At 65.7% G+C, this 22,422-nt stretch carries 18 protein-coding genes, 1 pseudogene and 1 other annotated feature; of the genes and pseudogenes, 6 read left to right on the plus strand and 13 right to left on the minus strand.

Annotation, left to right across the window (positions count from 1 at the left end; all coding sequences use genetic code 11):
* Positions 1-73: 73 nt before the first annotated feature.
* Positions 74-712 carry a hypothetical protein gene (locus J5X07_RS07990; protein WP_124934058.1) on the plus strand — a complete coding sequence of 213 codons (639 nt, stop codon included), beginning with the start codon at positions 74-76 and terminating at the stop codon, positions 710-712.
* On the opposite strand, the gene J5X07_RS07995 is transcribed toward J5X07_RS07990, so the two are convergent.
* Complete coding sequence (locus J5X07_RS07995; RefSeq protein ID WP_124934057.1) at positions 689-3,019, minus strand: RelA/SpoT family protein; 2,331 nt, start codon at positions 3,017-3,019, stop codon at positions 689-691. The genes J5X07_RS07990 and J5X07_RS07995 overlap by 24 nt on opposite strands.
* Before the next feature lie 240 nt (positions 3,020-3,259).
* Here J5X07_RS07995 and J5X07_RS08000 point away from each other — a divergent pair, with 240 nt between their 5' ends.
* On the plus strand, positions 3,260-3,670 hold the full coding sequence (locus J5X07_RS08000) for a transposase family protein (protein ID WP_185732049.1): 411 nt from the start codon (positions 3,260-3,262) through the stop codon (positions 3,668-3,670).
* Positions 3,671-4,103: 433 nt separating this feature from the next.
* Positions 4,104-4,898 (plus strand): TrmH family RNA methyltransferase, encoded by a 795-nt coding sequence (locus tag J5X07_RS08005; protein WP_124934055.1) that lies wholly within the window; start codon positions 4,104-4,106, stop codon positions 4,896-4,898.
* A gap of 175 nt (positions 4,899-5,073) precedes the next feature.
* Here the strand turns inward: J5X07_RS08005 and J5X07_RS08010 are convergent, their stop codons facing one another.
* The 12 genes from J5X07_RS08010 to J5X07_RS08065 form a co-directional block, all read right to left on the minus strand.
* The gene (locus J5X07_RS08010) at positions 5,074-5,988 is read right to left on the minus strand and encodes a lantibiotic dehydratase C-terminal domain-containing protein (protein WP_124934054.1); all 915 of its coding nucleotides are present in this window, start codon (positions 5,986-5,988) and stop codon (positions 5,074-5,076) included.
* Positions 5,981-8,608, minus strand: coding sequence for a lantibiotic dehydratase (locus J5X07_RS08015; protein WP_124934053.1), 2,628 nt, complete (start codon positions 8,606-8,608; stop codon positions 5,981-5,983). The genes J5X07_RS08010 and J5X07_RS08015 overlap by 8 nt, the downstream gene beginning before the upstream one ends.
* Positions 8,609-8,656: 48 nt before the next feature.
* Entirely contained in the window at positions 8,657-10,456 is a 1,800-nt protein-coding gene (locus J5X07_RS08020; protein ID WP_124934052.1) for a YcaO-like family protein, read from the minus strand.
* Positions 10,453-12,141 carry a hypothetical protein gene (locus tag J5X07_RS08025; RefSeq protein ID WP_124934051.1) on the minus strand — a complete coding sequence of 563 codons (1,689 nt, stop codon included), beginning with the start codon at positions 12,139-12,141 and terminating at the stop codon, positions 10,453-10,455. Before J5X07_RS08025 ends, J5X07_RS08020 begins: the two co-directional genes overlap by 4 nt.
* Positions 12,138-14,258 carry a nitroreductase family protein gene (locus tag J5X07_RS08030; RefSeq protein WP_208479345.1) on the minus strand — a complete coding sequence of 707 codons (2,121 nt, stop codon included), beginning with the start codon at positions 14,256-14,258 and terminating at the stop codon, positions 12,138-12,140. The genes J5X07_RS08025 and J5X07_RS08030 overlap by 4 nt, the downstream gene beginning before the upstream one ends.
* Complete coding sequence (locus J5X07_RS08035) at positions 14,258-14,848, minus strand: hypothetical protein (RefSeq protein ID WP_124934049.1); 591 nt, start codon at positions 14,846-14,848, stop codon at positions 14,258-14,260. The genes J5X07_RS08030 and J5X07_RS08035 overlap by 1 nt, the downstream gene beginning before the upstream one ends.
* A gap of 17 nt (positions 14,849-14,865) precedes the next feature.
* Positions 14,866-16,170 carry a YcaO-like family protein gene (locus tag J5X07_RS08040; RefSeq protein ID WP_185732048.1) on the minus strand — a complete coding sequence of 435 codons (1,305 nt, stop codon included), beginning with the start codon at positions 16,168-16,170 and terminating at the stop codon, positions 14,866-14,868.
* A gap of 8 nt (positions 16,171-16,178) precedes the next feature.
* A complete protein-coding gene (locus tag J5X07_RS08045) occupies positions 16,179-16,877 on the minus strand; it encodes a nitroreductase family protein (protein ID WP_124934047.1) in 699 nt (232 codons plus the stop codon).
* Complete coding sequence (locus J5X07_RS08050) at positions 16,874-18,502, minus strand: nitroreductase family protein (protein WP_124934046.1); 1,629 nt, start codon at positions 18,500-18,502, stop codon at positions 16,874-16,876. Before J5X07_RS08050 ends, J5X07_RS08045 begins: the two co-directional genes overlap by 4 nt.
* Positions 18,502-19,047: a hypothetical protein gene (locus J5X07_RS08055; RefSeq protein ID WP_124934045.1), complete on the minus strand. Its 546-nt coding sequence runs from the start codon at positions 19,045-19,047 to the stop codon at positions 18,502-18,504. The genes J5X07_RS08050 and J5X07_RS08055 overlap by 1 nt, the downstream gene beginning before the upstream one ends.
* A 68-nt stretch (positions 19,048-19,115) precedes the next feature.
* Positions 19,116-20,216: a hypothetical protein gene (locus J5X07_RS08060; protein ID WP_124934044.1), complete on the minus strand. Its 1,101-nt coding sequence runs from the start codon at positions 20,214-20,216 to the stop codon at positions 19,116-19,118.
* Between the two features lie 68 nt (positions 20,217-20,284).
* A complete protein-coding gene (locus tag J5X07_RS08065) occupies positions 20,285-20,434 on the minus strand; it encodes a thiocillin/thiostrepton family thiazolyl peptide (RefSeq protein ID WP_124934043.1) in 150 nt (49 codons plus the stop codon).
* Between the two features lie 953 nt (positions 20,435-21,387).
* On the opposite strand from J5X07_RS08065, the pseudogene J5X07_RS08070 reads away from it, so the two are divergent.
* The 3 genes and pseudogenes from J5X07_RS08070 to J5X07_RS08080 form a co-directional block, all read left to right on the plus strand.
* Positions 21,388-21,717 (plus strand): annotated as a pseudogene (locus J5X07_RS08070) (transposase); the annotation flags it as partial.
* Positions 21,615-21,746 (plus strand) — a sequence feature (AL1L pseudoknot). (Overlaps the previous pseudogene by 103 nt.)
* 139 nt (positions 21,747-21,885) lie before the next feature.
* Positions 21,886-22,011, plus strand: coding sequence for a transposase (locus tag J5X07_RS13485; protein ID WP_208479347.1), 126 nt, complete (start codon positions 21,886-21,888; stop codon positions 22,009-22,011).
* Between the two features lie 15 nt (positions 22,012-22,026).
* Positions 22,027-22,173: a transposase gene (locus J5X07_RS08080; protein ID WP_185732134.1), complete on the plus strand. Its 147-nt coding sequence runs from the start codon at positions 22,027-22,029 to the stop codon at positions 22,171-22,173.
* The last annotated feature ends 249 nt before the right edge of the window (positions 22,174-22,422 follow it).

A 22,422-nucleotide genomic window follows, 5' to 3' on the forward strand; every position in this document is an offset into this window, starting at 1 on the left:
ACCATGGGGCATGGCCTCCTCCCCCGCGCCCCCGCCGGCTCGCCCATCCCCCCACTCGCCTGACAGCCCCCCGATGCGCAGCGGCAGGCGCGGCTCCCGGAGCCTGCGCGTCCCCGCCCGCGCGGCCCTGGCCCACCTGGAGCCCCGGCCCCTTAGCCCCATCCTGGAGGCGGCCCAGGAGGATGAGCTGAGCCTCCTGCGCTGCCCCGGACTCGATGAGCAGATCCTCGTGCCCGTCCTGGGCCGCCCCTGCCCCATCGACACGCTGCGCACCCCGGCCGGGCGCGTGGCAGCGCTGGCCCCCTTCCTGCTCACCGACTGCGTCCTGCTGGGCGCCAACGCCCTGTGGGTGCATGCCGGCGGCCCGCCTCCCCGCAGCCTGGTGGTCTGCGTGGATGAGAAGGACCGGTCCCGGTGGAAGGGGCACCGGATCCACCGCGCCCACCTGCCGCGCATGGATATCGTCGCGGTGGGGGGCCAGCGCTGCGCCACCCTGGCACGGGCCGCCGTCGACGTGGCGCGCACCGCCCCCGCCTGCGAGGCCGTCGCGGCGATCCTGACGGCCCGGGGCGCGGGCGTCAGCCGGGTCGCCCTGTTCCTGGCGCTGTCCCACTGCCGGGGCGGCGCCGCCGCGGGCCGCCCGCGCGCCGCCGGGATCATCGAGTCCCTCATGCCCTCCCAGAGGGGGTCAGCCGTTGACGCGCCTCGTTGAGGACAGGGTCCGGCGGGCGTCGAAGACGCCGTCGATGCGACGCAGGGCGGCCAGCATGTGGTCCAGGTGACCGGCCTCGGCCAGCTCGACGACGAAGCGGCCCTTGGCCACCCGGTCCCTGCTGGTGGCGATGTTGGCGCTGACGAGGTTGACATGCGCATCGGCCAGGGCCCGGGTGATGTCGGCCAGGAGCCCGCCGCGGTCCAGGGCCTCCACCTCCAGCTGGACCAGGTAGGCGGAGTGGGCCTGCTGGGCCCAGCTGACGCCCACGATCCGCTCGGGCTCGCGCTCGAGCTGCTCGACGTTCTGGCAGTCGGCGCGGTGCACCGAGATGCCCGAGCCGCGGGTGATGAAGCCGACGATCGGGTCCCCGGGCATCGGGGTGCAGCAGCGCGCGAGCTTGACGTAGACGTCCCCCTCATCCATCCCGGCCACGACCACCCCGGCATCGGCCGTGCGGGGGCGGCGGTGTCCCGCCGCCCGGCTGGGCAGCACCCCCTCGGCCAGGGTCTCCTCGGCGCCGGCCTCCCCGCCCATGGCCGAGACCAGGGTGTCGACGACGTGCTGGGCGGAGATGTGCCCCTCGCCCACCGCGGCGTAGAGGCCCTCGATGTCCACCTTGTCCAGGGTCTTGGCCACGTCCATGAGCGAGTCGTGGTTCATCAGCCGCTGGATGGGCAGGTTCTGCTTGCGCATGGCCCGGGCGATCGCGCCCTTGCCCTCCTCGATGGCCTCCTCGCGCCTCTCCTTGGAGAACCAGGAGCGGATCTTGTTGCGGGCCCGGGTCGAGCCCACGAAGCTCAGCCAGTCCCTGGAGGGACCCGCATTGACGGCCTTGGAGGTGAAGACCTCCACGGTGTCGCCGTTCTCCAGGCGCGTGTCCAGGGGGACCAGGCGGCCGTTGACCCGGGCGCCCACGGTGCGGTGGCCGACCTCGGTGTGGACCGAGTAGGCGAAGTCCACGGGCGTGGCCCCCGAGGGCAGGGAGCGCACGTCCCCCTTGGGGGTGAAGACGTAGACCTGGGTGCCGGCCATCTCGTAGCGCAGCGCCTCGAGGAACTCGGCGGGGTCCTGGGTCTCCTTCTGCCAGTCCAGGAGCTGGCGCAGCCAGCCCATCTCGCCCTGGTCGCCCTCCCCGGGCGGGCCGTTCCTGGGGCTGGGGCCCGAGGCGTTGGGGTTCTCCTTGTACTTCCAGTGGGCCGCCACGCCGTACTCCGCCATGCGGTGCATCTCGTGGGTGCGGATCTGGATCTCCACGGGGTTGCCGCCCGGGCCCACCACCGTGGTGTGCAGGGACTGGTAGAGGTTGAACTTGGGCACCGCGATGTAGTCCTTGAAGCGGCCGCTCATCGGCGTCCAGCGCGAGTGCAGCGCCCCCAGGACGGCGTAGCAGTCCTGGATGGAGTCCACGATCACCCGCACCGCCACCAGGTCGTAGATGTCGTCGAAGTCCTTGCCCCGCACGATCATCTTCTGGTAGATCGAGTAGTAGTGCTTGGGCCGCCCGGTGACCACGCCCTTGATCCTGTTGACCCGCAGGTCCTCCTCGATCTGGAGGCGCACCTGGCGCAGGTACTCCTCGCGGGCCGGGGCCCGCTCGGCCACCATGTGCTCGATCTCCTCGTAGACCCCCGGGTACAGGGCCCTGAAGGAGCGGTCCTCCAGCTCCCACTTGATGGTGTTCATGCCCAGGCGGTGCGCCAGGGGGGCATAGATCTCCAGGGTCTCCTTGGCCTTGCGGGCCGCGCTCTCGGCCGAGACGTACTTCCAGGTGCGGGCGTTGTGGAGGCGGTCGCCCAGCTTGATGACCAGCACCCGGATGTCCCGGGACATGGCGATGATCATCTTGCGCACCGTCTCGGCCTGGGCGGCGTCCCCGTACTGGAGCTTGTCGAGCTTGGTGACCCCGTCCACCAGCAGGGCGATCTCGTCGCCGAAGTCGGCGCGCAGGCGCTCCAGGCTGTAGTCGGTGTCCTCCACCGTGTCGTGCAGGACCGCTGCCGCCAGGGTCTGGGGGGTCATCCCCAGCTCGGCCAGGATGGTGGCCACCGCCACGGGGTGGGTGATGTAGGGCTCCCCCGACTTGCGGCGCTGACCGGCGTGCGCCTTGTCGGCCACCTCGTAGGCGCGCACGATGAGGCTGGTATCGGCCTTGGGGTGGTTGGCGCGCACCGCGCGCAGGAGCGGCTCGATGGCCGCCGGGGTGGCGTGGCCGCGGGCGCCGAACCAGGCCAGACGGCTGCGCACGCGGGAGCCGGGAACAACACTGTCTCCCGCCGCGACCGGTTCGCTCTTGATATCCGTCATTGCCGCATCATATCCGAGCCCGGGCGCGGCGTGCGCATCATACCGGCAACATGACGACGGCACCGCGCCCGCCCATCGGCCAGCGTTTCAGGTTCTCAGAAGATCCGGAGGCCGGCAAAGCTGGTGGGTGAGGGTGGTTGAACTCGTTTGACAGGAGGTATGTCGCTGGGAAGGGGACGCGGTCCCCGCAGGGACGATGAGTGGTGTCTCGTCAACCCAGTCCCAGGGGAGCCCGCGCCGATGTTGTCTTCCGCCACGACCGCTCTATCACGCCAGCCCCTGACCCAGGCCCTGCAAGAGGTGATCGATCCCAGGGACCGGCGCGATGTGCGCCACGACCTTCCCACGATCCTGTCCCTGACCGTCACCGGGGTGCCGGCCGGCAGGGCGCAGCCTGATGCGATAAGGGAGCACGCCACCGACCTGAGCACCGACGAACTGGAGGCCCTGGGCCCACCCCGAGGGCAGGTCCCCTTCCAGCTCCAGCAAGGCAGAAGCGTGCCGTCAATGATGTGCAGGCCCGCGCGGGGGACATCCTCGGCGGTGGCCAGCACCATCCCCAGAACCCTGGCGATGATCCGGTTGACCACAGCGATCGCTCGTGAGATCGTAGGCTGGGACACGCCCATGACATCGGCGATCGCCTCCTGAGAAGCATTGGTGCGCAGGTACATCAAAGTCGCCCGCACCGCCCCCATGGAGCCCAGGATCCTTGGCGCCAGGGCTATCTCATCATCACCCACCACCAACCCCACCAGACGACTCAACTGCATCCCTTTCCAACCCTATGATACCCTATGCCCATGACCGCCCGTTCCTGAAAGGTCTCCGTTTACAATCTGATTCTCTCAGATCAACGAGCCGTCCCAGTTAACACGCCGAGCCAATCATGCCCACACACGCCCCAGAATAACCTTCAAGATCTCACAACGCTCCGCAGGCCTTAAGTTCCTCAGCGATCTGACGCTGCCGCTTGCGAGTTTCAACCCGCTCCTCATCCACACTTACGCTCTCATCTCCTTCAGCTTCAGATCACACCCCTTACACAAACCATCTGACACCTTCCCTGGATAGGATCAATCGTATGAACGACAGCCCGACTTTGATCAGCGAGCGCTCCGACCCGGCTATCCAGAGGATAGCAGACATCTCAAAGCCGCAGTTCAAGCCCGGCGCGGTCATGTTCCTCGAAGACGAAATCCCCATTCGCGAGGCCATCCTCGGCGGCGCAAGACTCGTGGAGGTCTACGCCGACGAAGCCCATGTACCCACTGCGCTCGTCGAACTGTGCAAGGACAGGAGGATCCCCTTCCGAGCCATCGCCTCCTCCCTGGTCTCGCAAATCTTCAAGGCGCGCCGCCGCCCAGACGTAATGGCCGTCGCGCACACGCCGCAGCGCCACCAGCTGGGTGATATCAATCTTCGCGACGGTGACGTCGTCGTGCTCGACGGGGTCCGTATCGTCGGCAACATCGGTGCGATCGTGCGGTCAGCGTTCGCGCTCGGCGCGTCAGGCGTCGTGCTGTGCGGCTCTGAACTGGAGTCCGTGATGGACCGCCGCCTGGTGCGCGCTAGTCGCGGCTACGTCTTCTCGCTTCCGGTGGTGCTGGCTACCGAGAGCGAACTGATTTCCTGGGCAGAGCAGAACCACTGCCGCCTGATCGGAATGACTGCCGGCGGTCAGGTACGAATCGATGAGCTGATGGGCCGCGACGAGCCCATGGGCCTCGTCTTCGGCAGCGAGTTGCGCGGCCTCTCACACGAGATGGCGCAAGCGATCAGCCTGACCGCGTCGATCCCCATGATGCCTGGCGCTGAATCACTCAACGTGTCCGTCGCAGCTGGCATCGTCATGTTCCTCCGCGGACTCGAGCGGTAGCGCTCAGGCCGAGGGTGCGGATCTGCTCGGAAGCCGCCACCCACGAAACGCCTTGCTACGTTCGGCTCGAGTACTGCGGATTCCTTGGCCGAATCGAGTCCCCCGTGGGTGAAAACGAGCGCTGGGGCCGCACGCCACCCCATTTCAGGGAGTTGATCATCTTCTCTCTTTCAGGTCAGGATCGTGTGCCCGCAGGGGGTTCCGGCTGGGCCTCGAGTGCTCGGGCCAGCAGGAGCGCGACCACGATCTCTTGATCCGGCCGCAACCCCAGACGGTTGTTGTTGGTGTGGATGTAGTTAGACAGGACAGAACCGAACGCGGCCCCATCGAGCACGGTATCGAGCCGCGTCTGGTCAGTTCCAGCCGCCTGACCAAAAGCCCTCGTCGCGATGGCGAATGCCTCCCCCACACCGGGCGATAGTTCCGCCGAACGCGCCAGGAGCGTCATCACGGATTCTCCGATTGATTTCCAGACCGGCTTCAACCGCGCTTCATCGAACCATGGCGCGTATCCCATCCAAAAATCAGCGTAGCGCCGCAAGAAGGGAACCAACTCACCGCCGTCCAGCCCCGTGCCAGCCAGCCCTTCCGCCGTGAGCCCCAATCCTGCGCCGAGCGGATCGAAGGGCCCGCCCTCCGCCGCAGCGAGTAGATCCAACACCGCGCAAGTCCCGCTGCAGAACAGGTCTTCGGCGATAGCGACGCCGCCAGCCCCACCATATTTGGCATATTCGGGAGCGTAGGGGTGGGGTTCCACCGTGCCCGGTGGGCGTGACGCGGCGACGGCCTCCTTCTCCAACCGAGCCAATTGCTCCTGAGCCTCAACCTGGTGGGCGTACTCGCTCTTATCCTGCTGCGAGAGAGCGGGTATAAGGTCGGCCAGTTGCGACAAAACCTCGGCCGCCTCAACGGCCTCTAACCTGAAGCGGACTCGGACGTGAGGTCCGCCCTGCCAATAGCGCAGGAAAAAGAAGTCGTGGGCCTCGATCCGGGATCGCTGCTGTGCCCGGAGCGCCGTCAAAAAGTCATTGGCCCGCGAGTGAGGCAGGTAGGCGTGCCAGCAATGCCAGGACCGCTTCGGATCAGTCACGCGAGTTCACCTCCACAAAGAACTCCTCGGCAGTGGCTCCCAGCAGCGGGCTGTCGTAGTCGGCAATGTCGGGGAGACATTCACGGACAAACAGAACCGTGTCTGGCCGGGACATCGCCGTCCGCGCAAGGCTGCGCAACAGCATCGGGTTGCGGAAGTCCACAAACATCGGCTTATGCGCAGCGGCCTTGCGCATATGGGTGACCCGATCGAGTGACCTGGCCAGTAGCGGGTTGCGACCGCCGAGCAGGTCATATTCGGCAACCGTCTGGCACAGCACGAAGGCGTGCGACGGCCAGCCTTTGGCCTGACGCCACTCATCGAAAGCGAGGATCGCCGCCAGGCTGCCCTTAGTGAGCTCCTCCAGGTGGGGACACTCGGAGGCTGGCAGGGTCCAGGACCTGCGGTCGATGACCACGCCGTCGACAGTCAGCCGCCGGGTCTCGACCGAGACAGTGCCGGGCGGCCCGCCCACCAGATCCGCAGCCACGCGCCACGGGTAGAGGATCGTGGGGCTGAGGGCCTCGATCATCTTATACAGTGGCGGTGACCATAGCGGGATGAGGAAGTTCATCGGCATGAGATCGACTGGCGCTCCGGTCTCCCGGTGAACGACGCAGACCGTCTGGTGTTCATCGTCGGGAACTGCGACGAGGTCCTTGAGCAGCAGACGGTTGGCGGTCGCAGGAACCACGCCGCCCGGGTAGTCGATGACCGCTCCGGCGAGCTGGGGATGAATGTTGAAGTTCAGGCCGAACACAGCGTTGACGTCGGTCTGATGCGGGAACTGTGCAGCAAGGTGATTACGCACCGCTGTCTCGAGGCTCCAACTGTTGTCTTCGGCGGCGCCCAGGTCACCGCAGAAGCGGCTGAAGAAGGCCCCAAACCCGGTGTTGACCCCGTTCACTATCAGTCCCGTTCCGGAGGGGGAAGAGGCGTCGAGGGTCATCTGGAGGCGGAACGTGATGGATTCCGGCCGGGCCGCGTGCGGGACCAAGCCCACCGCTTCCTTCAGGTCGGCCGCACTGAAGGTCCATCCGTCGTCGTCGACCTGCATAGCGTCGACAAGCGCCGACTTGAAGGAGCGTCGCTCCGCTAGGAACACTTCGGCTTCCTCGCAGGAGCGGCCAGCCAGCACATCGTCTTGCTCGGCAGTGGGCAGCGCAACGAACTTCTCGAACAGGTCGGTGAGGCTCATTGTGCCCCCGATCGAGCGCGAAAACGCGTAGAGACCGATTCGTTTCAACTGGCCGTAGTCCATGATGGCCGCCAGGTCACCGAGCGCATCCAAAGTCGGCAGATGGGATTCGACGACGACACGGTCCCACGAAGAGGGCGTCGTCGATGCCACCACGTCCTCGTAGACCGGGGCCTTGAGGCTCTCGGCCGGCGGCCCGTCAATCGCAAGCCGCTCGGTCAGCCTACCCACCTGATCACGGATCTGGGCCAGCATCTCGGCACGACGCTCCAGCGAGGACTCGGCGTAGTGCGCTTCCATCTCGACCAAGCTCGTGAGCGGGGCGGCGACGAGGGCAGCCCGGTCGCTCGGGTCCTTCGCCACGCCTGCGACCAGCGCCTTCAAGTAGCAGGGGTCCTGCTCGGGCGTCGCCGCCCGCATGAATAGCAGTCCGGATGCCACCAACGCGTTAAGGACGGTCGTCGCTTTCTTGCGGTCCTCGATCTTAGTCGCAAGGAGAGCGACGCACTCCGCCGCCGAGGCCGGTCCTGTCCGGAGAAGATCGACCAGGTCACGCAACACTCCGTCGTTCTTAAGCCGAACGACGGCATACCCACAGTAGCCCCTGGCGCCCAGCTCGCGGCTGTTGGCGACATAACGTAACAGTTCGTCGGTCACTTCTAGTGTCGAGTTGAGGCTGACGTGGGCGATCTCCGACTCGAGATCGGCGAACGTGCTAAGGCCGAACAGCCAGTTCACCAGCACGCGATTGGCCCGCACGACGCTTTGCTCGTCGCGGTCGCCAGCCGCGTCGCTTCGGACAGAATCGGCAGGAAAGGCGGAGACGGTAACGAAGCGACCAAACGGGCTGGGCTTGAGCGCTGCCCGGTAGAAGAAGTTCGTCATCGACGCCTCTACCGAGCGGGCCTTCGCGGGTTTCCAGGCGGCGCCACAGTCGACCTTCACATAGCGCTCGATAGAGGCGTAGAGATCCTCGCCCGACAACTGGACAGCACCGGCGATCGAGTCGTGATAGAAGAGGTCGGCCGCTGCGCGACGCCACTGCGCAACCCAGTCGTCGTAGCGACTGGGAAGGCTTTCCTCGAGAACCGCAGCCTGCTCCGCCGCGTCGAGCCAGGGCGCGATGCTGGCGCGGACCTCGTCGGGGACGTCGTCTCGCTTCAGCGCATGACGCACCCGCGTCAGCCGGCCGTTGTGGATGTCTCGGCGCAGCGCGACGAGCCACCCCCGCTGTTCTCCCGTTGCCTGGATCAGCGGAAGGAGAGCATCGACGGTCGCCTCCGCCACCTGGGCCGCGTGCGCACCGGCGGCCTGGGCACGATGAACGTCTGCCCAGAACGAGTCAGCCGACAGTGTCCTGAGCCGATCGACGCCCAACCGGCAGATGCGACCGGTAACGTAGGGACTGATGCTCAGATGCATGGTGAATCTTCCTTGCTGTGGTGTGTGGTGCAGGGATGACGAGGCTGGTCATGGGAACGGGTGCGGCGGAGCGGAGGTGAACTCGCTCGGCGCAACCTGGGCCGGGAACGGGAGCGTCGCTTCGGTGAGCCGCGGCAAGCTGTGGACACGCCCCAGCTCGTAGCCGAACGTGATGGGAAGCATGCCCGGCACGATGACGCGGGCAGCGGCGAGTCCTTTCCAGGCGAGTTCGCCGGTGGTCACGTTCGCAGCGAAGGCCTCGAGACCAGCGCTCGCCAACTGTTCGGTGATCCCTGCAACGGCGTCGACGAGACTGGGTTTCCAGATATCGCGTTCAGCGACCTGATCGTAGGGGACCGCGCCGCCGCTTCCATCGGTGAGGAAGGCGAACCAGGAGGCCGACGAGCGTCGGCTGCCGAGCATGCAGTGGTCCATCATGGTGTCGACGAGCGAGAGATCATCGACCATGCGATCGACACGCTCGGCTTCCTGCGGATAGGTGACCTTGACCGCGGAGAAGATCGCGGCAGCCTCGCGCACGCTCGACGACACAGCCGATGCCAGCGTCAGCCCGCTCCCGGCCGACAGCACCTGTTGAGGACCGTCCTCATCAATCGAGCGGGCGAGGGCGATCACCGTCGGTACTCCCGTGTCCAACGTGCACCAGTAGACCTCGAATACGGCGCGCAGGAAGAGCTCAGCTCGGGCGATGAGCTGTTGCAACGACCGGGGCGCGCCGTGGCCCAGATCGATCCGAGGCAGCGCGAGCCGGCGGTACCAAGCGAGCAGGAACGAGTCCCGCTCGACCACCTCCAGGAGACCGTTCAGCACGGCGTCGCCGATCGAGGCTCCCAATGCGAAACCGCTCGAGGTATCGGCGAACAGCGCGCGGTCGCGAGAGGCCCGCCAAGCCCAATAGAGCGCCCGTTCCGGCAGGAACCGACGGCTGCCGTCGATGAGCGAGCGGACCGGCACCCACTGGATCGCCTCGTCCGGCTGAAGCATCTGGAAGCGATCGCCACGACGCTCGTATACTTCCGGACGCAGGTAGCCCAGGGTTGCAGGGTCGATCGCGGCGGCGCCGAGGGAGGCCAGGGTCGCCGTGACCTGGCTCTGCGGATGACTGTGGTAGAGCCCCGCGTAACGTTCCAGTGCCTCCAAAACGGCGACGTCGTTGGCAGAAGCGACAGATTCGGTGCGCCCGACGCCGGGTTCCAGGCTCCCGTCGAACAGCGGCACTCCCACTTGGGCAGCCGTGACGGGACCGTCCAGTTCGAGCAGGGGGTGCTTGAACACTGTGTGAGCACCTACGAACGCACGCTGCAGGCCCTGCGGCAATACCCCCGTGAGATGTGAGGAGCCGGGAGCCAGCGTCTCGTCGCACGCGATCTCCACGTCGTCTGTCGGCGCACCGTGGGGGCCGCAGGCCTGGCAGCGCGTCCGAACCGGCAAGGAACGCTGGACGAGTGTGGCGTCGGTTACGTCGACGACGGCAAGGTTCTCGGCGTCAGGCTCCGCGAGGAGCGCAATCGCCTCCAGCAGCACAGCCCAGCCGCCTGGGCTCACCGCCGCCTCGATCATAGCGGTAGCCTCATCGGCCGCCGTCGTCGCCGGTCCCACGTAGTTAGGTGCCTCCTGGGACAGAAGAAATCCACTCAGACAGGCAACGCAAGGACCGCCCTGGGGTGTGATTCGCAATACGTAGAGCTTCTGTCCGGCGCGGATCACAGCGAGGGTGTCACCGTCCGGCCACGTCGGTGAGATCTCGGCGATCCGCGCGGGATCGCCCACCACCAACCCGCAGCTGCCCACCGCAGCGCGCAGCGGCTCGATCGTCGTGGTCGTCATCGTTCCTCCTGCTGGCGTGCAACGAAGTAGAGGCGACTGAGAGGGCCTTGACCCGAGAGCTGGAGTTGCACCAGGCCCGGCGGCAGTAAGAGCGACGCCAGCACATCGCCCCAGGTGGCCGCGTCGGGCAAGACGGCAAAACTGGGGGACGCTGCGACGACAAGGTCTCCAGCCACCAGCGCCTCGGCTTCGACGGCGGTGGCGCCAGCACGTCGGACGCGGGTGCCGTCGGGCGATGTCCAAGTGGCCATATGCATGCCGGACGGGGCAACGGCCAGGCTCAGGTGAGTCCTTTCACCGGGACGACCACTCGCGGTGAGCTCCTGCCACAGGAAGCGTGCGGCACGCGAGCAACTGGTGGCCTCCGTCAAATCGTTGGCCGGTACGGGCGCGAGAAATCGTTCTGGGGTGTCGAGGGCGGCACGCTGCACGGCGCGATAGCATGCCTCGGGCAGTGACCATCCGGCCGACACGTCACTCAGACCGGTTGCCGCCGAGACTGCTACCTCGACACCAGCGAGGGCCGCCTGGTAGTACGCCTCGCGAGTAGAGATGGCAGCGCGACGCACCTCAACGAACTCTGAATCGAGCGCCGGAAGGAGATTTATCCGGGCCACCGCCTGGCCTAGCGGAAACTGCGGGAGATCCAAGCCGCCTGCTTCCAAGAAGAGTCCGCCCCAGCCGCCGATAAGGTCCTCAAAGATCGACAGGATCGTGTTGTTTGCCTCGAGCAATGCCGCGCCGTCGGACTGGTCGGCGACCATGGACCGCACGCGCTCCTCGGCACCTGCGACGTCGGCCGGGTCCAGGGGGTGGCTCTCGAAGCCAGCCAACCGAGGCAGGCACGGCACCCGGTTAGTCACGAGTTCGGTGTCGCTCTGCCACAAAGCGGCTGGCGACCAGCCGTCCTCGGGTGCGGTCACCGCGGCCGACTTCACGATCCATGCCGCGACGGCCCTCGCAAACAGTCGCAGGGAGCGTTGCCGGCGAGGGCTCGTGTCCGTGGTGGCTTCGTCTCGCTCCTGCCACCAGCGCAGCAGCGCGGCCGTTTCAGAGTCTGGCACGTGGGCGGCCCAGAGCCGGCGGTCTCGGGCGCTCACGGCGACCACGCGCCGGTGGTCGTCCACCGTTGGCCAACCGGCGTCGGCGTCGAGCAACACGACGTCCATCGGGCGGAGACCGAGCTCCAATACGTCTTGGGAGGCGGAAAGCTCGATGATAGTCGAGACCCCTCCCAGTTCGGTGAAGAGGGCATCGGCCAATGCCTGGCATATGGGGCGCTCGCCGAGGACCACGAAACGCGTCGCCGCCAGGCGCGCCAGCCAGTCGGTCGTGCCCGACTTGTCGGCGGTCTCAGCCAGCACCGAAAGGACGGCTGCGGGTAGTTGCTGCTGCGGGGCAGCTTCTCCTGCCGGGAGCAGGCAGCCAGCGCCGACGAGTCGCGAGACGATACTGGTGATGATGGCCTCGGGCGCCCCTTGGACCAGCCCCGCCAGCTCGCGCCCGGTGCGCTGACCATCGGCGGAGTCGACCAGCAATTGGATGAGGCCGCGCAGCCCGGCCCGTCCCTTGAGATCGAAGGCACCGTACGCGCCTCGGACCCGGATGCCGCCAGCGACGTCGATGATCTGAACATGTAGCGAGCGGATCAGGCGCTGATCCGCTCCCGCGAACCCATCCGTCACATCGGTTCCTTTCCGAAGACACACGCGACCAGCGGCGCCGACGAAACACCGTCCAGGCCGAGGGACCAGCGCAGCGCGGGCGCGATCACGCCACCGAGGATGCCCGTCCCGATCCTTGCGGCGGCGCACCGCAGCTCGAAGCGATAGAGAAGCCCGCCAGCAACCTGGAGCGTCGCGAAGTAGCCGCTTTCGCCATGTTGCCGGAAGATCGCAGGCAGGTCGGCGACCAGGACGATTATGCCGCTCCCCGTCGCCGCGGCCGGCTGGACCGTCAGCAGGCGCGGGTCGGTCGGCTTCCGCAGCGGGCACGGTTCACCGTCGGGCAGCCAACGCGCCGCGACGACCCGCTCCCCCGATGGATCGAAGTGAAGCACCACAGCCCGCAGCAGTGGCGAGCCCGGACCCACGCTCGCGACGTCAGCGAAGCTCTCCACGAGCAGGGGCTCAACGAGATCCTGCGGCACTCGCTCGGGCGCAAAGGAGCCGACGGAGTGTCGTCCGGGCAACTGGTCGACTAGCCGCTGCGACGTCGGATCTGGCCGGTTGCGTCCTGAGGCGGCGTCAACTGCGAGGACGGCCGCGATCCGCTCACCGGAGCCGTCCAGGGCGAGTTTCTCCCGCAGCATCTGGTGAAGCGGTGGCGTCACTGATGCGTCGGAGAGGCGGACCCCGAGCGCCGAACCGACGGTGGTCGCCGCCGCCCGCGCGCAGCCAACATCGAGGAAAGACAATTTCAGCGCACGATCGCCGTACTTCGGCTCCAGCACCCCGCTGTAGGACGTCAGGACCAGCAGGTCGGGGCCATCGTGCTCGACGTCGGAGAGTTTGGCCAGCCGGTGCTTTTCCGGCACGTAGGCGTAGACGCCCGACGGTCGTACTCCAGCCGCTCCCGCGATCACGTAGCCGCGAGGCGAACCAATGTTGGCCGCCGATGGAGCCCACCGTTTGGGCAGGCCGTATTCGTTGACGGCATCGTGGAGACCGACGGTGGCACGCAGCACCGCAGCCAGCAGTGCGTCGGGCTGCTCAGCCACCCCGGGACCCAGGTCTGGCCCCGGCACAACGTCGGGAAGCGGGAAGGAGTCGCAGTGGTTCCAGCGGGGCATCTGCGACTGAAGGCGCAGGAACTCGGGTCGGTAGTGGTCATCGATCCTGGCGCTCGGCAAGAAGCGCGCGGGGGCGACGGCGACGCTCGCCTCGTAGCGCACCGAGAACGGGATCTGTTCCAACGGCTCGGACGCCGCGGAGCAGTGGGGGCAGCCCGGCTGTGACCACGTGCTCGTGTTGCGCGTTGCGAGCGAGTCCGCCGCGACCTGCACGCCCTGCTGCGGCCACACCGTGGTATCGCTCGCGCTGAGCAGGGCGATCGTCTGCCGCACGATGATCCCGAGCGCGAGTTCCTGCAACCACAGCGTGACACTCGGCCCGCCCATGTCGGCCGCAGTCGCGGCTGCGCACACGGGGCACGGGCTTTCGCCCATGTACAAAAGCGGGCTCAAGGCGACACCCCGATCGCCGATCGCGAGCAGCGCGACCGATCGGCCGTCCCACCACAGTTCCAGTGCGAGTGAGACGGTATCATCGCTCCACAGAACCAAGGCCAACGCCTCCGGATCGGTGTCGTCGGCGACGACGCCCGCATCGGCCAACGCTGTCCGCAGCTCGACGGCGATTGGTCCGTCACCGTGCACGTTCACTCCGCGCGAGCCCAGGCGCTGCAGGGCCTCCTGCGTGCTGCCGACGGATTGAACCACTCCCCCGCTCCAGGACAACGACGCCCACAGCGGCTCATCACTCGGCTGATCCACGGGGCACGGGCCGGGCAGCAGCTCGACGGCGCCAACGGCCCACAGGCGGTCGTAGAACTGAGCGACGACCGTCGAACGCAGGCCCGTCGCTTCGGCCACCTGCGTCGCGGTAGTGCTGCCGTCGGCCGCTTCGAGCAGCGCCCTGACGACAGGAGCCATCGCCTCCGTGCCAAGTGTGTGCTGGCCGCTCGAGGTGCGCACCTGCATGCGACCGTGCGCCAGCTCCCAAGTGACGCCGCTGCGGACCTGTGGCATCTGCACCTCAGGATCGCGCTGGCGCGACCTCAACACGTTCATGTCCTGGCCCATCATCGGCTCCCACACAGGTCACGAAGGTCTTCGAGCGCGCCCTCACGCGCGTCTCGATGCGTGGTCTCGCAGCGTTCACAGCCATCGACTGGGACCACCTGCACCGCGCACGGAGTCACCTCGTCGCGCCGCTTGCGCAGGACCATGGCGTCAGGTCCATCACCCGCGAGCCCCGCCAACGTGCGCAGCAGCAACGCCGACGCGACCGCGAGATCGGCGACGGTGAATCCAGCCGACGATCCGACGCCCACGGGGGCGGCGAAACTCGGGTCTAGACTATGTTGCCGCTCACGACGGACCGTGCACTCGACGCACACCCGGCTCCCCGCCCCGACCGTCGGACCGCACAGAATGCCGTCGCGGCCCAGATGGACGGCCAGGAGCGGCTTTCCGTGAGCGAGGGACACATCCTCCCATTCGCGCCAGCGTCCGAGGTCGACGCCGGTGCCCGCCAGCACGATAGCATCGACACCAGACACATCTTCTCGGTCTGACTTCACGGGCAGGCCGGAGCGACGAGCGATCCGGGCCAGCAAGGCGTCGGCGAACGGACTCTGGTCAGATACCACGAACAACCTGGAATCGGTCATAAACTGGCTTCCTTTCCTCACGCGAACGGCTGCGGCAACGGATTGAGTTCGCTCGGCTGGCGCGCTGCAAACCCCATCCGTGCGGGCACCTCATAGAGCCGGGGGCAGACCGTCGACCGCTCCCCCGGGACGAACGACACGGGGATCGCTTGAGGTACGACGACCTTGACGACTCGAAATCCGATTCCCCAGCCCTCGTCGGGCGTGACGTCCACGGCGACCGCATCCATACCCTTGCTCTTCAGCATGGCCAGTAGATGAGATAGTGGATCGACGGACAACCCGGTCGGGATCGACGTCGGCGACTGGGTCGGCGCCTGGGAGCGCAGCAGGAAATCGAACTCACGGCGCATAGAGCGCCGTCCCAGCCACCGAGCCCCGCCGGTCACGCTGACATGGCCGAGTGGCGGTTCCTCGTGGAGCGGGCCAGCCGATCGGAGTGCGATTCGGAGTGACAGCAACTCACGCTCAACCTTGTGCAGGGCGCTTTCCCACGTGAGTGCGCTCGACGCGGCGACGATCTGAGCGAGCGACTCGTCGGTCTCGCTCAGCTGGACTGCATAGACGGTGGGGATGCCTAGGTCGGTCGTCGCGTCGAAGCAGCGGGTGACCCGGCCGCCCGGGGTGATCGCAGGAGCAAATTCCGAATGGATCTCGGACAGGGGAAACTGGTGAAGCCACGTGAGAGCAATCGACTCCCGCTCCGACACCTCGAGGATCGCCCCGATCACCGCCTGACGCAGGTCGCTGTGCGCGGCGGTCCCGGTCGTCGCCGCGAACGTGAACCGCTCCGAGCCCGAGATGGGCTGCATATGCATGTAGACCGCCGCTGCAGGAACCAGTTGTTCACGCCCGTTGGTCAATGAGAAGCCGCGCACCCACCGGATCGGAAGGGTGGGGTCATACGGCCGCAGCCCCGAACCGGAACGAGCCATCTCCTCCGGCGACGACGTACTCCACCGCGACGGCGATAGCACGTCTTCCGACGGGAGTCCGCTCTCGGGCGCGACCACGAGCCGTTCTGAATTCCACGTGCACAGCGCGTAGCGCTCCAGCGCCTCAGTGACAGCCAGGAGCCGGGCGACGCGGACATCCTCATGGACACCGACACCGTTGATATTGCCCCGGTCGTCCTGGTGCTGCCATTCCCCATCGCCGGTCACCGCCTGCGACACCGAGCCCATGTTCGCTACACACACGTGGTACGGGGTGCCACGGGTGTCTTCTCCCGTCAGCTCCACAACGTCGGACACCAGCCCCAGCTCGGACACCAGCCGCGAGGCCGGTGCCAAACTGGCGAGTTTGTCAGCGAAGCCTTCCATGACAGCAGTCACCATGACGGTGGGACCGGGCGAGCGAAAGTGGTCGCGAAGAGATGGTGCCGCGCGATGCAGTCGGCGTCGAAGATGCCTCGTGCGGAGGCGGTGTTGAAGCCCGCGAATACGGTCCCGCCCAGTCCGATGGCGACACAGTGCAAGTAGAAGTCGTAGACCAGTGCGCTGGCCCGCGTCATCAGCAGCCGGTAGCCGTGATCGCCCCAGGCATGCTGTGCCCGGACGAGGTCGCCGCACACGCTCAGGACGCCAGTGCCGGTTGCAAACTCACGCTGGATGCCCAGATACGTGTCGGGCGGGGCGTCGGGTAGGCCCCCGATTTTCCCGATCGAATCGGCGGTGACGGAATACAGGCCCGGTTCGACGTCCCGGCTCTTGAGCAGCACGAAGACGGATTCGGTGGGAGCAGAGGCGTCGTCTTTCCATATCTCTCGCTCGGCCTGCATCGCGGCGCGGCAGAAGTCGAGTAACGGCAGCACATCAAGGGGCTCTTGCTCGTAGACCAGTGACGAGCGGCGCTGGCCCAGACACTGTCCCAGCGACACCCCTTCGGCGAGCGGATCGTCGTTCCCGGTCGGCGCGAGCAGGGTCGGTGCCGCTACGCGCAACGGAGTGACGGTCGTCGTGATGGGCTGGTCGGTCGCCTTGCGGAGCGACGTGATCAGCTCATCCATGTAGGTGAAGTCGGACCTCATGCGCGTTCCCTTCTGAGTGCGAGTGCCGAGCAGACCATCTCTCGTGTACCAGGCAGTCCAACCTCGTTGCGAATGGCCTCTTCGGGCCAGTTCAGGAGCGGCGTCCAGCCCAGGCCGAGAGCGGACAGCACGTGCCCGGCCGTCACCAGTGCGCAAGCCGCGTCCTGCAGGACGACGCGGAGGGCAAACGCACCGTACTTGCGCGCCACCTTGTCGACATCGCCGATCAGGTACAGCGCGACGGAGGGCTGCTCGCGTCCTGCTGGGCCAAGGTCACCGATGCGGATCAGCGCGTGGGTCAAATTGTCGTAAACGTACCAACCGTCATCGAGGTTCGCGACGTCATGGACGCTCGCATAGGCGGTGACGGCACCGATGTTGCCGCCCATAGCTGTCCAGCGCTTGGTCTTGCCTTGACCGGTCAGCGGTTCCTGAAGTCCCACGGCTCCTTGAAGCAGGCAGGCGAGGGCATCGACGTCGATCGCACCATCCCCGATCGCCGGCCCGCGGCATGCCTCGGCCTGGAGATCACCGGGCGAGACCTCCGGGAGCGGGATCCGTTCCGCGTCGGGCCAGGACTTGAACTGCGCCTGCAGATCGATGTTCTTCTGCTGGTAGTGGGCCTGGTGCCCCTTGACGGCCAGAAATTCCCTCGGCGGAGCCGCGACCGCGGCCTCGTACTGTGCCGCGAGATAGCAGGATCCGTCGACCTCCTGATCGGCCACCGAGCACCAGCGGCATCCTGGGCGGGTGACGGCCGGCAGGAAACGCGTCTGAAAGGAGGCCAAATCGATCCGTGTACGATCGAGAGGAAGGGCAGAACTGCCGATTCCCGCGCCGATCGCCATCACCTCACGCGCAATCACGCCCGCCGCGACGCCAGCCTCAACGCCGCTGGCAGCGGGGTTGACGGCATCATGGTTGATGGCGCAGCGCAGGCAGGCACTGAAGTTCCGGTCGATGAGCGGTCCGACACTTAGGACGGAACCCTGCAGCAGCACCGGAAGAAGGCGAGTAGAACTCGCCCACGCCGCATTGGCAGTCATAAGTAACTGAGGGTCTTCAGGGTCGGCGCAGACGTGGACGACGAGATCGGAAGACTGGACGCGCAGTTGATCAGGCGGGCAGACATCGACGCCATCTGCCGCGAGGAGCCGGGCGACGTCGTCCGCGAGCGTCCCGCCCTGCAACGCGATCCGCACCGACTGCAACCGGTCCAACGACCTGGTCCAGTGGGCCTCGTTAGCCGTGGCGTCGGCCATGCGAGAGAGATAATTGGAGAGGGCGTCGGGGGCCGTCGACCCCGTGTCATGTTCGGCGTCCTCAATCACGCCAGACGTCCACAGCAGGGCGAGCGCACTGTAGGCCTGCTCCTGCATGAGCCCGAGCTCGGCCGCGATCTCCTCGTGGGAATGAGCGCCATCGAGCAGGTCGATCATCAGTGGAAGCTGGTTCTTGGCGAAATCACCGCGGAACTTCCGGGTGACCAGCGCTCCGTCCACGACGGCTCCCTCGCTGACAGGCCTCACCTGAATGCCGCGTCGAACCAGGGGCCGCACTGGGACAATGATCTGCAGGTCGTTGCGGTTGACCGAGCCGAATGCGCTGGCAAGCATCTCTGTCATCAGTTCTCCTCCGGGTGGTCCGAGACGGACTGCTGTCCGCAGATCGGGCAGTTGTCTTCGCGCAGGAGAGCAACGGGACGGAAGACTCCAAACTGGAAGTCGTAATCAACGCACCGGCCAACGAATGTACCGAGATCAGCAAACATCTGCCGAGCAAACCCAGCGGCCATGGCGACGTGCGCTTGGGCGTAGCCCTCCGGGATCGCGCCGGCATCCCATGCGGTGGCATCGGGCTCGCTTCGACGCATGGTCTTGGTGGTCAGGCATCCGTAGCACGCTCGCTCGTGAGTGTCCGTCGGTCCGATTCTGAGATGCGAGGCGAACAGTTCGATGTGGCCGAACGGTCTCGACGCTTCACGAAGCCATCGGCACAACTCCATCCGCTGTTGATGATAGGTCTGCGGAGCCACCAGCACGACGACGCTCGCCGAAGCGATGGATTGCGGGAGCGTCGCGTCGGACGTTAGTTCGATAATACGTGCGGCAGGAAGATCGGTCATGGCGTTAGCCGTGGCCGCACCAAAGTCCCCAGCGTAGATCAGCATCGCGTGAGGATCTGGATGTCCCACGAGATCTGTTGCATTCATCGATTCATTTCCCCTGTTTGATCATGTTAATGGCATGAGTCTCGACACTCACGCCAGAGCGGCAGCGACTCCGGTAGGCGGTCGAGGCAGTCGGCCTCTCGACTAGCGATCGCTATTTCTCGTACCCGGTCCAATGCCTCCACGAGTGTCATCCCCGTGACGTCTTGGGTGGCACGCGAGACCGCATAGCACAGGAAGTACCGCTCTTGGATGGAGAGCCCGATATCAAAACTCGCCTGATAGGCCGCGCTCGACAGCAGCCGGAAGGCCTGGAAATCTGCGGTCTGGTGCAGGAAGTACCGCAGCGCGTCGCGATACTCGTCGGTGGAGGCAAAGCGCCGCGAAGGCAGGGCCGGCTCCGATCCAGGCGCGTCGAGGCCCTCAAATCCAGCGGTCGAAACCCTGATATCGCCGACGGCGAACTCCCGTCGAACCATGGGGAGATGAGCCGTTTCCAGCGCGAACCAGCCCTGATGCGAGACCAACCCGGACAACGCGTCCATGACCAAGCCCCTGATAACGTCGCTGATTGGTTCGTAGACCGTCTTGAACGAAGCAAGCACCCGGTCTTGATCAGCAACTGCCGCCAGGAGACCTTGAAGGTGAGATTGCAAGCTGAAGAGCCGCAACTCGACGGCGCGTTTCCGAGAGAGCAAAGAGCGCTCCAGAAGCTCGCTGCTCTCCGCTGCAGCCGACGCGTGGGCCACCAAGAGCCCAGCGTGTATGGCGTAGCGTTCCTCGTAACTGGCGCCAACTATGTCGCGGACAAGATTCAGGAGCACCGGTCGGGCGTCGCTGAATAGCCGATCGACACGCGTTCCAAACGCGGATCCGGTGAAGCCAGCGCTCTGAAGAATCCCCTGTGGTTGATGACTCACCGCGCCTGATTGGAGCCCTCTGGCTTCAAGTTCCTGAACCACCTGGGTCGTGATCGAGTCGCTCGGGGGCTCCAAGCAGCAGATCCAACTCACGTGGCCAGCCACGTCGGCACCCGATTGGCGGCTGACGAACCAGGCAGACTGGTCCCCCAGTGCGGCATCTGCGGATTCCCAGACCCCCAGGAGAGCAGCACGTTGCTGCGGAGCCGAATCCGGCAGCCGCACCTCCAGCGCCCACTTCATGAACATCAACACCTTCAGACAAAGATGGGGTCGTGCCCAGATCGATCTCAGGCACGACCCCATCTGATGTGCCACTAGGAGCAGGTCGAGCTGCAGGAACTGCAGGCACAACCGCTGGTCGTGGTGGAAGCGGCCATCACCTGGGAAGGCAGTTCGCCACCATCAACGGCATCCTCGATGAGATCAGAGATCTCGATCGCCGCGAAGTCGATGACATTGTTCATGTATTTCACCTCCTCGAAGAAACCGATACGTCAAGAAACAACCTTAACTGGCTACGGAATCCCCGCCCGGAGAAGGAGTCGCATCCCACCTCCCCGCCAGTTCGGCAATTAGAGTGTAATCCTGGCGTAATTTGACGTCAAGGACTTCCCTTTGGAGGAATTCAAGAAGGATCTACGAGATGACTTGCACAATATCTGTAAACCGGGTGTCCTCGAGGGGCTATGGCGATCATCGTACAAGATCGTTTGAGGTCTTTTCGTGTTTGAGGACATGATATGCGGCGCCTTTCGGGCTGTTTGGGGGGTAGTGAGCGCCTCGTCATGGTAGGTGGGAGTCAAGGCCTTTCGATGATGGGAACTGCGTACACACTCCAGCTGAGAGAGCTCGACGTGCCTAAGACTACTCATCGGCCCTGACCAGATGGCCTTCCTGGCCTGGATGCTTTGAGGGCGACCGCGGTAGGCCTGCTCCTGACCCAGGGGGTTGGCAAAGTTGATGGGTGAGGGTGACTGAGTGGGTTTGAAGGTCTTTGAGGGGTTTTGGTGCGTCGGCGGGACGGGGGTGACCTGTTTCTGTGTTAATGTCCGCTTCGGGTAGGTGGATCAGACTGGCGTGGCTGTCCCAGGCTCCTGTCAGGGGAGGGCCGCGCCGATAGGCGTTGCGGGCTCTGATCAACGGGATGCGCTGGAGGGTGGGGTGTGGGAGCGCATCAAGGCTAGGCCGGTCACTATGGCCGACGCCGCAGGCCGGCTCGACTGCCAGGTGTCGGTGGACACACGCGGTCTGGCGTGCCCACATGCACTCCGCCGGCGCCAGCCGTGACAGTCGCACGATGGTGGACAGCGAGGCGAATGAATCGCCCCGGGTTTGATGGAGGCGGTGATGACACGGAAGGATCACTGTTATGGGACGTAAGAAGTATCCCGATGAGCTGCGGGAGCGGGCCACGAGGATGACGTTGGAGGCGCTGGCCGACCCTGGACGGGCCAAGGGTGCTGTGCGCAGGATCGCCGAGGAGCTGGGAGTCCACCCCGAGGCTCTGCGCACCTGGGTCAAGAAGGCCCAGGTCGATGGTGGTGCGAGGCCGGGAACCACTACCGATGAGGCGGCCCGGATCAAGGAGCTGGAGAAGGAAGTCCGAGAGCTGCGTCGGGCCAATGAGATCCTGCGCAAGGCGAGTGCCTATTTCGCCCAGGCGGAGCTCGACCGCCGGTAGAGGTCATCGACTCCTTCATCGACGACAACCGACAGGACCTCGGGGTCGAGCCGATCTGCAAGGTGCTGACTGGCGCCGGAGTCAAGACCGCCCCGAGTGCCTATTACGCTCGCCGTAGCCGGCCTCCTAGTGCCAGGAGTATGCGCGATGAGACTCTCTGGAGTGAGGTGCTGGGTGTTTCTTGGACAGTGGTGGAAAAGAAGTCGTATCTAGGAAGTGAGGTAGGATCTGCTTATGGTGACGCGCAGGGTCAGTGACGAGTTCAAGGAGACAGTGGTTCTTGAGGTGATCGAGAAGGACCGGACCATCGCGGAGGTCGCGAGGTCTTACGACCTGGTTCCCCAAACGGTGGGGAACTGAGTCAGGAAGTGGAGGGTGGACCACCCCGAGCACACCGAGTCCGGCTCCAGCGCAGACCAGGCCGCGGAGAACAGGAGGCTGCGAGCCGAGCTGCGCGAGGCCAGGATGGAGATCGACTTCTTGAAAAAAGCGACGGCCTTCTTCGCCAGACAGTCACGGTAGCGGCGCGCTACGCATTCATCCACCGCGAAGAATGCCATTACCCCATCGCCATGATGTGCCGCGCTTTGAAGGTCTCCAGATCCGGCTACTACGCCTGGCTCAGCCGGGAGCCCTCGAAATCCGGCTCTTCGTGTTTGAGGGTGTGGTAGGTGGGGCTTATCGGCGCTTTTAGGTGGTTGCGAGGTGGTCCTTGAGTCGTCCGGCGTGGATGAGGCTGCGGGTGGTGTAGTTGGTGAGGTTGCGGAATCC

The sequence above is a fragment of the Actinomyces bowdenii genome (assembly GCF_017592395.1).
Lineage (GTDB): Bacteria > Actinomycetota > Actinomycetes > Actinomycetales > Actinomycetaceae > Actinomyces > Actinomyces bowdenii.